The organism is Acinetobacter sp. 161(2023) (assembly GCF_037027805.1).
GTDB lineage: Bacteria > Pseudomonadota > Gammaproteobacteria > Pseudomonadales > Moraxellaceae > Acinetobacter.
The window spans coordinates 254,564-265,676 of sequence record NZ_JAZEYD010000003.1; the positions used below are offsets into that span (position 1 = coordinate 254,564).

14 protein-coding genes are annotated in these 11,113 nt (G+C 37.4%); 9 read left to right on the forward strand and 5 right to left on the reverse strand.

Annotation, left to right across the window (positions count from 1 at the left end; genetic code table 11):
• Positions 1 to 40 precede the first annotated feature (40 nt).
• Genes WA249_RS04330 through mnmC form a run of 4 tightly spaced genes read left to right on the forward strand, consistent with a single transcriptional unit; the run spans position 41 to position 3,344 of the window.
• Entirely contained in the window at positions 41 to 655 is a 615-nt protein-coding gene (locus WA249_RS04330; protein WP_336166620.1) for a septation protein IspZ, read from the forward strand.
• Between the two features lie 34 nt (positions 656 to 689).
• Positions 690 to 992, forward strand: a complete 303-nt coding sequence (locus WA249_RS04335) for a YciI family protein (protein WP_336166621.1) — start codon at positions 690 to 692, stop codon at positions 990 to 992.
• A gap of 4 nt (positions 993 to 996) precedes the next feature.
• Positions 997 to 1,446, forward strand: coding sequence for a hypothetical protein (locus WA249_RS04340; RefSeq protein WP_336166622.1), 450 nt, complete (start codon positions 997 to 999; stop codon positions 1,444 to 1,446).
• 23 nt (positions 1,447 to 1,469) lie between these two features.
• On the forward strand, positions 1,470 to 3,344 hold the full coding sequence (gene mnmC, locus WA249_RS04345; RefSeq protein ID WP_336166623.1) for an FAD-dependent 5-carboxymethylaminomethyl-2-thiouridine(34) oxidoreductase MnmC: 1,875 nt from the start codon (positions 1,470 to 1,472) through the stop codon (positions 3,342 to 3,344).
• Positions 3,345 to 3,381: 37 nt separating this feature from the next.
• On the opposite strand, the gene WA249_RS04350 is transcribed toward mnmC, so the two are convergent.
• On the reverse strand, positions 3,382 to 3,696 hold the full coding sequence (locus WA249_RS04350) for a rhodanese-like domain-containing protein (protein WP_016137240.1): 315 nt from the start codon (positions 3,694 to 3,696) through the stop codon (positions 3,382 to 3,384).
• Between the two features lie 91 nt (positions 3,697 to 3,787).
• Here WA249_RS04350 and WA249_RS04355 point away from each other — a divergent pair, with 91 nt between their 5' ends.
• The 3 genes from WA249_RS04355 to WA249_RS04365 all read left to right on the forward strand — a co-directional run bounded on the left by WA249_RS04355 (position 3,788) and on the right by WA249_RS04365 (position 5,389).
• Positions 3,788 to 4,276: a YajQ family cyclic di-GMP-binding protein gene (locus tag WA249_RS04355; protein WP_004638746.1), complete on the forward strand. Its 489-nt coding sequence runs from the start codon at positions 3,788 to 3,790 to the stop codon at positions 4,274 to 4,276.
• A gap of 35 nt (positions 4,277 to 4,311) precedes the next feature.
• The gene (locus WA249_RS04360; RefSeq protein ID WP_209734957.1) at positions 4,312 to 4,806 is read left to right on the forward strand and encodes a DUF4442 domain-containing protein; all 495 of its coding nucleotides are present in this window, start codon (positions 4,312 to 4,314) and stop codon (positions 4,804 to 4,806) included.
• A gap of 76 nt (positions 4,807 to 4,882) precedes the next feature.
• Positions 4,883 to 5,389 carry a nuclear transport factor 2 family protein gene (locus tag WA249_RS04365; RefSeq protein WP_336166624.1) on the forward strand — a complete coding sequence of 169 codons (507 nt, stop codon included), beginning with the start codon at positions 4,883 to 4,885 and terminating at the stop codon, positions 5,387 to 5,389.
• A 70-nt stretch (positions 5,390 to 5,459) separates the two neighbouring features.
• On the opposite strand, the gene WA249_RS04370 is transcribed toward WA249_RS04365, so the two are convergent.
• Genes WA249_RS04370 through WA249_RS04380 form a run of 3 tightly spaced genes read right to left on the reverse strand, consistent with a single transcriptional unit; the run spans position 5,460 to position 7,212 of the window.
• A complete protein-coding gene (locus WA249_RS04370) occupies positions 5,460 to 5,876 on the reverse strand; it encodes an acyl-CoA thioesterase (RefSeq protein WP_004789061.1) in 417 nt (138 codons plus the stop codon).
• A 1-nt stretch (position 5,877) separates the two neighbouring features.
• Positions 5,878 to 6,315, reverse strand: coding sequence for a thioredoxin TrxC (gene trxC, locus WA249_RS04375; protein WP_003655112.1), 438 nt, complete (start codon positions 6,313 to 6,315; stop codon positions 5,878 to 5,880).
• Positions 6,316 to 7,212 (reverse strand): alpha/beta hydrolase, encoded by an 897-nt coding sequence (locus WA249_RS04380; protein ID WP_336166625.1) that lies wholly within the window; start codon positions 7,210 to 7,212, stop codon positions 6,316 to 6,318. It abuts the gene before it with no gap.
• Between the two features lie 189 nt (positions 7,213 to 7,401).
• Here WA249_RS04380 and WA249_RS04385 point away from each other — a divergent pair, with 189 nt between their 5' ends.
• Complete coding sequence (locus WA249_RS04385) at positions 7,402 to 7,737, forward strand: TIGR01244 family sulfur transferase (protein ID WP_016137245.1); 336 nt, start codon at positions 7,402 to 7,404, stop codon at positions 7,735 to 7,737.
• 295 nt (positions 7,738 to 8,032) lie between these two features.
• Here the strand turns inward: WA249_RS04385 and WA249_RS04390 are convergent, their stop codons facing one another.
• A complete protein-coding gene (locus WA249_RS04390) occupies positions 8,033 to 9,514 on the reverse strand; it encodes a hypothetical protein (RefSeq protein ID WP_336166626.1) in 1,482 nt (493 codons plus the stop codon).
• Between the two features lie 140 nt (positions 9,515 to 9,654).
• Between WA249_RS04390 and WA249_RS04395 the strand changes: the two genes are divergently transcribed.
• Positions 9,655 to 11,025 (forward strand): dihydrolipoyl dehydrogenase, encoded by a 1,371-nt coding sequence (locus tag WA249_RS04395; protein WP_336166627.1) that lies wholly within the window; start codon positions 9,655 to 9,657, stop codon positions 11,023 to 11,025.
• Positions 11,026 to 11,113 lie beyond the last annotated feature (88 nt).

The following is an 11,113-nucleotide window of genomic DNA, read 5'->3' on the forward strand; positions in this document are numbered from 1 at the left end:
TATACTATGCCATTCACCAAACCTGATCAGATACTCTAACATGAAAGCACTTCTGGACTTTGTTCCATTAATTATTTTCTTCTATTTATATAAAACAGTTGATCCAGCTAACACACAGCATCCTTTACTTAAACTGATCGGGTCTGCTGGTGGTGCCGATAATAATAATATTCTTGTAGCAACCACTGGCTTAATCATTTCAATGCTTGTGATATATGGTGCCCTATTTGTTTTCCAAAAATTCCGTCTAGATAAACAACAATGGTTTGTATTGTTTATGACTGTTATTTTTGGTGGCATCACTCTCATGCTAAGTGACGATTTCTATATTCGTCTGAAAGCTGCAATTTTAAATTTAGTTTTCGCAGGTGCATTCTTAGTTTCACCTTGGTTTGGTAAAGAACGTAAGCCACTCATACGACGTTTATTTGATCCTATTTTAGAGTTAAGTGAAAAAAGTTGGAAAAATCTAAATTTCGCTTGGGCAGCCATGTTTGTAGTGATGTCTTGTTTACATGTGTTCTTTGCATTTTTATTCCACGGCGGAAAATATTGGGGCGAATTTACTGCATTTGGTGACATGATTGTGATGTTTTCATTTATCATTATTCAGTTCATTATTTTACGTAAGCATTTTAAGTCACCAGACGCTTAAAGTTGTTCCTGATTGATTATAGAGATACGATTACATGCCTTTTTTTGTTCTAAGCTGTACCGATAACGAAGGAACTCTAGAGAAGCGCTTAGCAGTACGCCCTCAACATATTGAACGTTTGCAAAAACTTGATGATGAAGGTCGCCTTGTTACAGCGGGAGCTATGCCAAAAGACCCCAACGATCCTCAAGCAGGTTTCTATGGCAGCACCATGATTGTTGAATTCGACAGTCGCGAAGCATTAGATGAATGGTTAAAAGAAGAACCATTTCTCAAAGAAGGCATTTATGCCCGTATTGATGTAAAACCATTTAATAAAGCATTTCCAAAAGGGTAATCGCATGCAGCCTGCAATCAAAAGCTTTCTTGGCTTGTGTTTGATATGTTCAACTGCTGGAGCAGTTGAACCTGCTGCAACACCAGCAACACCACCTCCTCCAAGCGCGCCTGCAACTCAGGCCGCTAAACCAGCTCCTACAGCAACTACCACTCAACCACTGACAGCAGAACAGCTCGTAAAGAATAAACAACAGCAAGATGCGAAAATCAAAACTTTGGTTCAAGATCAGGCATCTCGTTTAAAACAGTTAGAACATGCAAATCTTGAAGCACTCGCCCAGAACCAAGAATTACAGTTAAAAAATGATAGCCTCTCGGTTCAGGTTCAAGTCTTACAAAGCGAACGTAGCGCACAAATGTTTTTATATGGTGCTGTTACCTTAGCTGGTGGCGTATTGCTAGGATTTTTTATCGCTAGTTATATTCATACAAAACGTCGACGCCAGTGGTAAATCCAAGCAACTTATTAAACCAAATGAACGTATCAAACCGTATCCAAACAGCAGAACTGGACTGGGAACTCATCGATGGTATCGAGGTTCCCATTTCCAAACAATTTGGTGATGTCTATTTCTCTAAAGATAATGGCCTACTTGAAACACGACATGTTTTTCTAAATGGTAACGACTTATCAGAACGCTTAGCCAATCTAAAAGATTTTGAATATTTCAGTGTAGGTGAAACTGGTTTTGGTACTGGTTTAAATATTCTTGCACTCTGGCAACTTTGGCAACAAGTCCGTCCAGACAATCAAAGTCATTTACATGCCATAAGTGTTGAAAAATTTCCATTAAATAAAACTGACCTGATTCGCGCTTTAAATGTCTGGGATGAGCTTAAACCACTTGCAGAGCAGTTAATTGAACAATATCCGCTCCCTATTGCAGGGTGTCATCGCTTAACTTTTCCCAACGAGCGTTTTAGCATCGACCTATGGATAGGAGATGCACAAGATATTTTCCCAAGCATGGCTAAAACGAAAGCAGTAAATGCTTGGTTTTTAGATGGCTTTGCACCCTCTTGCAATCCAGAGCTGTGGGAACAAAACGTTTTAAGCCATATCGTACGTCTTTCTGACTATGGCAGTACATTTTCCTCTTTTAGTGTCGCGGGTGTTTTAAAACGTGGGCTAAAAGAGCATGGTATTAGTATTTCCCGTCCACGCGGTTTTCGGCATAAACGGGAAATGCTCAAAGCAATCTGGAACCCACCTCAATCTGATGATGAGTCCTTAGAATTAGACCAAGTTCACTCATTGGGTAACAAACAACAGCATATTGCGATTATAGGAGCTGGTGTAGCAGGTTTAACTACGGCGTGGGCATTTGCAGCACGCGGGCACCAAGTGACCCTATATGAGCAAACAGAAGCATTATCTGGCGCTTCTGGAAACCCTTTGGCGTTGCTTAATCCAAAACTATGCCCAATTGAACAAAGCCATGAACATCTCATGACTTTAAGTTGGCAACATGCCTTAAATTTTTATAAAAATTTTCAAGCATTCCGCCCACTTCAAATACAACAAATCGCATTGAAAAATGCAGATGAACTTCTCGATCTTGTAAATCAATATCCAGCTCAGGTTGTTACCCATTCAACGAACTCACTTGAAACTACATACTCAAGTGTTTCACTGACCGAAGCAGGTTCTGTTTCACCACATCAACTACGTGATGAAATTTTGCAACATCCCTTAATTGATCTAAAGATTGCCAATGTCACAGCATTGGTTCCTTTTGAAAATAAAGTTCAATTGCAGACTGGTAATGAGGTTATTGCTGAAGCAGACCATGTAGTTGTGTGTTGTGCACGTCAAAGCGCGACTTTTTTTGAAAGCTATCCGCAGTTAAAGCCAATACGTGGACAAGTAAGCTGGGTTGATAATACTTTTGCACCTCTGTCTTTACAGGAAGCTTATAGCTATGGCGGCTATTGCATGCAACTTGATGCTTCACAGATGATTCTAGGTGCGTCTTTCTACCCAAATCGCGAAGATCAAGATGTACTTACCGACGACCATGTGCATAACTTTGAATTAATCCACAGCGTATTCCCTGCATATGCAGAAAAGTTACCATCAACTTCGATATGGCAAGGTCGTGCATCTATCCGCGCACAAAGCTTAGATTATTTTCCGCTGTTAGGAAAAATGCAGGAGAATAGCCGAATTACTACTTTTGCTGGTCTGGGTTCTAAGGGCTTTCTATTTGCTCCACTATGCAGCGAAATCTTAGTTGCGCAGATATTAGGAGAAGCTTGTCCTGTACCAGACCGCCTATTACAGAAATTGAATCCTCAAAGATTCCAAAAAAAAGTAAAAGCTAAAAAGCCGTATTTCAAACCACAGTAGTTCTCTTCAATAAAAAAGCACCCTAAGGTGCTTTTTTTTATGCGCCCTGCTCTAGAGGCAAGCCGGCATCACGAGCTGCACGTGTCCCCCCCATCAGCACGACATATTCACGCGAGGCATCCAATCCTTCTAGTGTCTCAGCTGCACGAGGAGCTTTGCTACCACCACCACATAAAATATAAATCGGCTGACCCGCAGAGACCTGGTTCAAAATATCAGCATTCAAATCATTAATCGGGCGATTTACCGCACCTTTAACATGCCCTTCTGCATAAGCATTTGTATCACGGACATCCCAGATAACAGCATTTTCTGGGAATTCAAATGTTGTAATTTCTTGTTTACGGATCATTGTGCACTCCTTTGATGTAAACAACACTTGGCAAATGAAGAAAACCCTCTTAGCATCTCAAATATTCTTTCCCTTTGTAAAGGTCTAAACTATGCCTTCTTTCGATATTGTCTCTGAATTAGAGATTTTTGAAGTTAATCACGCTGTACAGAACACACAAAAAGAGATTGCAACACGTTTTGACTTTCGTGGTCATGATGTTTCAGTCGAAATAAACGAAAAAAATAAAGAAATTAAAATCAGTACCGAAAGTGATTTCCAGTGTGAACAGGTTTACAACATGTTAGAAAATCATTTTTATAAACGTAAAATTGATGTGCAAGCACTTGATCCACAAAAAGCGGCTGCTTCAGGCAAAAACTTTGTACAAGTGATTAAACTTAAAGATGGTCTTGACTCAGATACTGCAAAAAAAATTAATAAAGCCATTAAAGAAAGTGGCGTTAAAGTGCAATCTTCTATCCAAGGCGACAAAATTCGTGTAACGGATAAAAAGCGTGACACTTTACAACAAGTCATGAATTTTTTACGTGAACAACAATTTGGTGTGCCATTACAGTTTAATAACTTTAAAGACTAATCTCTTGTCGTGACATTCAAAGCTAAGGTAAATCCATGTCTCAATCCAATCGTCTATCAAAACTGGTAAAAGCGACTTCAAAATTCCCTAAAGGTATTCGGAGTACGCTTTGGAGCAAGGCGTTTGGTCGTATCGTGCCAATGGTGGGTACAGCAAATATCCGCTATCTGGAAGTAGACTCAAACCACGTTACTGTCCGCTTAGAAAACCAAAAAAATATGCAGAATCATATTAAAGGAGTCCATGCTGCGGCGATGGCTCTTTTAGCAGAAACTGCAACAGGTTTTCTAACGGGTTTACACATTCCTGATAACCGCATTTTATTAATCAAATCATTACATGTAGATTATTTAAAAGTGGTTGAAGGCGGTTTGACTGCTACAGCAACGTTATCTACTGAACAGCAAAAGTTTATTGCAGATAATGAGAAAGGTGAACTTGTGATTCCGGTTACAGTCATTGATGATGCAGGCAATGAACCAATCCACTGCCAAATGCTGTGGGCATGGTTACCGAAACGTAAGAAATAACAACTAATCTAAAGTACTTTTAGATTTTTATTTACCTCAAGATATAAAAATTACTTTTTGTATCTTGAGGTTAAAAATGAAAAAAATACTGATTCTTTCCTCTTTATTTAGCAGTTTAATATTTACAATAATAACGACTCATGCGACTGAACCTAATCTTAAAAACAGTAAATTAACTTCGACTAAATCCGAAGCGATCGATAAAGTAAGTGCTCAAAACAAAAAAATAGTCATCGACTTTTATGAAGGCGTCTTTTTAAAACATAAAGTCAAAGAATATGCAGACCGTTATATTGGTCAACAATACATTCAGCACAATCCTAATGTGCCAGATGGCAAAGCACCTTTTGTTAATTTCTTCACTGAAAAATTCCAAAAAAATCCGCAAGCTAAAAATGAGATTAAACGTGCGATTGCTGAAGGTAATCTTGTCGTTTTACATGTCCATTCGACTGAAAATGAAAAAGATCGAGGAAGAGCGATTATTGATATATTTCGTGTCGAAAATGGAAAAATCGTAGAGCATTGGGATGTGATACAAAATATTCCTGAGCAAAGCAAAAATACCAATACGATGTTTTAATTTTAAAAAAGAATTCTTTATCTAAATTAAAAATTAAAGCCTGAATACTGATATTCAGGCTTTATACGTTTTATTGAGTATCTAAAAACTTTTGTCTTGCTTCTTCGGGTATTTGACGCTTATTACCCTTTACATCCACCGCTACAAAGGTAAAGACTCCTTCAGTAATACGTATTGGCTCACGAGAGTCATCATGACTGTCCCAAACTTCAATTTGCATTTGAATAGAAGTATTTCCAACTTTTAAGATTTTGGTATAGCAGCTAATGACAAAGCCAACCTTTACCGGAACCAAAAAGGTCATTTGATTAATGGAAATCGTAGCACAGCGGCCACGACTGAAACGTTCTGCGTGAATTGCTCCAGCCAAGTCCATTTGTGACACAATCCATCCACCAAACACATCACCACTCCAGTTTGTATCTGCTGGCATGGCAATCGTTTGTAAGGATAAAATTCCTTCTGGTTTGGTATAAGCTTCTGACACCTTAGCTCCCGAAATTCGTTTGAAGTTGTTGATCGAGCCACTGCTGCAATTCAGGCGCACGTAATGCACCGCTAATACGCGCGACCTCTGTCGTTTTATTCATTAAGACAAGTGTCGGAATACTTCTCACATGAAAAGCTTGGCTCAAGCGAGGAGATTCTTCGGTATCAATCTTGGCAAAGATAACGCCTGGATTCTGTTTTGCGACCTGCGCAAAATGTGGAGCCATCATTTTACAGGGTCCGCACCATTCTGCCCATAAGTCTATAAGAATAGGTAAATCACTATTCGTGATGTAGTTACTAAAATTTTGCTCGTTTAGCTCAATAGGTGCAAGCGGTAGTAATGGCTGATGACACTGCCCACAGCTTGGCTGCTCAGGAAGTTTTTCTTCCGGAACTCGGTTTTTAGCACCACACGATGCACATACAATAATCATTTACATCACTCCTATATGCTGATGTAAAAATTCTAATTGGATTATCACTGCTTTTTCAAACCATAAACCGTGATAGATATCAAAATGTTTCATATCCCACTCATGATAACTCACAAAAGGTGCAATATTTGTCGCAGCTTCGCGACTGGACTCAATAGGAATAAGTGAATCTTTTTGGGCTGCAATAAATAAAACCGGAATATTAATCTGACGTACAACCTGAATTGGACGGTATCGCATCAAATTAAAAAAGACACGAGCAGGGACTTCCCCAGTCCAATAATAGTCAGGATTTACAATCGATAGATAGCCATAATAACTATCTGCTGTAGGCATAAAGCATAAATTATGTTGATCGACGACAGGTAATCTTTTGGGATTAAGCCCCATTTTTGATCCCATATAATCCTGACTCGATAACTTCAATGCTTGAGGATAACGTTGCAAAGGATAGAGCTTGGCAGTTTCAGCACCATCTACATAAGGAATTTGTACTAAGATTGCCTGAACATTCTTTAATTCAGAAGCTAGGCTTAGCGCATATCCGCCACTTAGAGAAGTTCCCCACAGCACAATCCTTCGGTTATCTACAAGCTTACAGGTCGAAGCATATTGAATAACGGTCTTCCAATCTTCTAATTGGGAATTGATTGAGACCATTTCTCTAGGCTTGCCAGTACTCCCACCCCAATATCGATAATCAAACAAAATAACAGCATAGCCTGCTTGAGCGAACCGCTGAGCATATTGGATTAGTTTAAATTGACGCAACGCAGCAAAACCATGGGCCATAATAATTACGGCAGATTTCTTATTTGTCTTAGGAATATAAAAATCAGCTGCGATCATTTCCTGACCACATGGAACATATAAAGGCTCAACCGTATAAGCGTGCATATGTGCTCCGTTGAAATAGAATATGAATAACCAATTTTAAAATAGCGCAATGATCATTTTTAAAATTTATAACTTAGCTATAAGACATAACTTTCTCAGTCAGAACAACACACGAGTGTCTTGTATCTCAGGTTAATCTTAATGCTATGATACAGCATAAGAGGTTTTGTTAAATTTTGGAGTGACGAAATGTCAGATAATGTTGGTTTCGCAGGTCAAATTGGTCCAGAGCATGTTGGCCAAGTTGTAGAAAAAGGATTTAAATCGATTATTAATAATCGACCAGATATGGAAGGCGGCCCAGAACAGCCTACAAGTGCTCAAATTGAAGAAGCAGCACGCCAAGCAGATCTAGACTATGTTTATCAACCTGTTGTAGCTGGACAAATTACGGAACTCGATGTACGTACTTTTGCGAATCATTACAACGAGTTGCCAAAACCTATTCTTATGTTTTGCCGCACAGGAAATCGTTCAAATAATCTGTATCAATTAGCAAAACAAATGGATTTATTAGACGACTAATTTTAAGAAATTAATCTTCTTTAAAACCCTATTTCCTCTTTTAAATAGGGTTTTATAAATAACTTATTTTGCATATCTCTGCACGAATTCAACAGAACTAAAAATAATATTGGTCTAAAGTATTTAAATCTTTTTTGAATCATTTATTAATTTTTTATGAATAAATTTATATTGTTATTGGTAAGTTGTCTTATTCTGAGTGCGTGCTCATCTATGCAGGTTCGGCCTACTGTAGGCGTAAGTATGGGTACACACCTTTAAAAAAGAAGCAGCTTAAATGCTGCTTCTTTTTATATTAATTACCATTTGTACAATTTGGATCTATTCCGTATGGGCTTTCTATATTTGGTCCATTAAGATCGGTAAGACTGACATCTTTAGTTAAATAACCTAAAGTTAGAGATGTAGATCCTTTGATTAAACTTCCCGAAACTGTAGATTTAGCCGTCAACTGAACAGTTAACCACGATGCATAAATTTTAGGATATTGAATCTTAAGATCAAAACGACCATTCGCATCTGTTGTATATTTATTATTCGCCGCAGCAGTACCTGCACTATTAATATACGATACAACTTGGACTGTAGAATTTTCTTTAAGCGGCTTTAATTGATTAATAACTTCCCCATTAACATTTACAGCTTGAACAGGTGAAGTACATGCAGTTCTAATAACTGGAAGATATTCATCTGGTTTACCGTCAGCTGGAGTAGAAGTATCAACAAAACCAAATCGACCTTTATAATATGCAAGAGCATTAACGCCCATTGTTACATCTTGATTTGGTAGCGGCTTACCATCAACATCGGTCACTTGTACTGAAATATTTTTATAGTAATAAACTCCATCGCTTGAGTCTTCCATCGTCGTCGGATTATATGCTACGGCAATAGCACCAACTGCTACTGGTACATCAGAATTAACAACATCGAGTTTATAAGTATAAATTTTTGTTGATTGACCAAAATTAGCTTCTAAAACCAGATCGTCTGTCACAAATTTAGTAGCACTATATAATGAGGATCTTTGATTTTCACTAAAAGATAAAGTGTAGGTGATCTGACCATTTGCATCAGTTTGAGTCGCATTTGGTGTAAATTTGACACCGTTTGAGCCTGAATCTTTAACTTTAAGCGTAATTGCTTGGTTTGCTAGAGTTGAGCCATTTGCATCTACAGCTGTTAATGTAACTGTTGTCTGATCACCCCTAACGTTTAGAGAAGTTTTTGTCGCATCAAACAATACAATGCTAGTTGTATCAGCTTCAACAGTGCTATTACTACCCGTTACCGTTACAGTTTGCTCTTGAGTAAGACTACCGTTATTTGTAGATGCTGTTAATTTAAAACCATTTTTCACCAAATCATTTATTGAACTTGATGTTTTAGGTGTTTTTATAATGTATACAGCGTTACCTGCTGCATCTGTAGTTTGGACTGATGTTCCTTCTATAAATACATTATTTGTTGGATCATTTACGTTCAAAGTAACTTTAGCACCAGAAATGCCACCTTTATTTGCATCTAAAGCTCTAACGGTCACAGTTAAAGTATCATTCGTTGCCGCAACTGATAATTTATCTAGTTCTATCTTTAAAGCTGTAGCATTTGCTTGCTGAGATCCACTATTATCACTTCCAGATGAAGAATTACTGCTATTTGATGAACCATTCTGATAATAGCCATCGCCACCTCCCCCACCACAACTTGCTAACATAATTGATACAGCAATGGCCGACAACTTCAAGGTAAGTTGTTTTTTATACATACTTTTCATTTCCCCAATCTTTCCTAAAGGTATAAGATTTTTTAATTATTTATATTATTAGTGTAATCATATTCACCACACTCTGTAAACATAAATTACATTGTGTTTTATTATGTAACTTATTAAATTTATAGATATTGGGATTTCTAATGTTCGATATTATTATCATTGGCGCAGGTACTGCTGGTATTAGCGCATATAAAGAAGCCTTTAAACATACCAATAATATTTTAATTATAAATGATGGCCACTGGGATACCACTTGTGCTCGTGTAGGCTGCATGCCAAGTAAAGTCCTCATCTCTACAGCAAATCGTATGTTTGACATTCAAAATGCTCAAGAGGTTGCTTTGGATGTATCTGCAAAAATTAATACAGATCAAGTGATGCCGCACGTACAAACTTTACGTGATCGTTTTACGCAAGCAACATTAAAAGATGTAGAACAATGGCCTGCAGAACATAAAATTTCTGGTAAAGCACATTTTATTGATTCACAAACTGTAGAAGTTAATGGGCAACAGTATCAATCAAAAAGTTTTATTCTCGCGGTTGGCTCTACACCCAATTATGATAAAACTTGGAAAGAAGAACTGGGAAATCGGCTTATAACAACAGATCAGATATTCGAATTAAAAACACTGCCTAAATCTATTGCCGTCATTGGTAGTGGTGTGATTGCCCTTGAAATCGCACAAGCCTTGCATCGTTTAGGCGTAGAAACCACTATTTTTGCTCGCAGTAAACGAATTGGAGTACTCACTAGCTCTAGACTTCAGCAACTTGCGCAAAAAGAGCTAGGAAAAGAGTTAAAAATTCTGTACGAGACTCTACCAAGTGAAGTTAAATGTAGTGATGAAAATGTTTTATTAAATTACAAGCTTGATGAAACAGAGAAAACTCTCAAAGTTGAATATGTTTTAGCAGCAACAGGCCGTACAAGTTTACTTGATACTTTAAAACTAGAAAATATTGATAATACTTTTAAAGATATTAAGTTATTACCTATAAATGCAAAAACAAAACAGTTAGATAACTATCCAATTTTTATTGTTGGTGATGCTTATACCTTAACACCACTACAACATGAGGCAGCACATGAAGGCAAAAAAGTTGTTTATAACTGTTTGAATTATCCACAGGTTAATTCAGTTAAGACCCTTACTCCATTAGGAATTGTATTTAGCCATCCTGAAATGGCGATCGTTGGGCAAAGTTATAAACAACTAAAAGACAACGGTATAGACTTTATTATAGGCGAAGCCTCTTATGAACGACAAGGCAGAGCTATCGTCCTTGGAAAAAATAAGGGTGGTATCGAGGTTTATATCGAAAGAGAAAGTCAAAAACTTCTCGGTGCTGAGTTATTTACAGAAGCAACAGAACATATGGCTCATCTATTAAGCTGGATAATAGGCGAAGATTTAACGTTAAATGACATTTTAGAGAAGCCCTTTTATCACCCAACTCTAGAAGAAGGTCTTCGCACTGCTTTAAAACATGCTCGTAGACAGTTATAAGAGTAATTTTATTAATTAGATTTTTTTTAAATATTATAAAAAAACTTTCATAGAGTTCTTTTTATTGCCTAACATTGATCAATTCTTA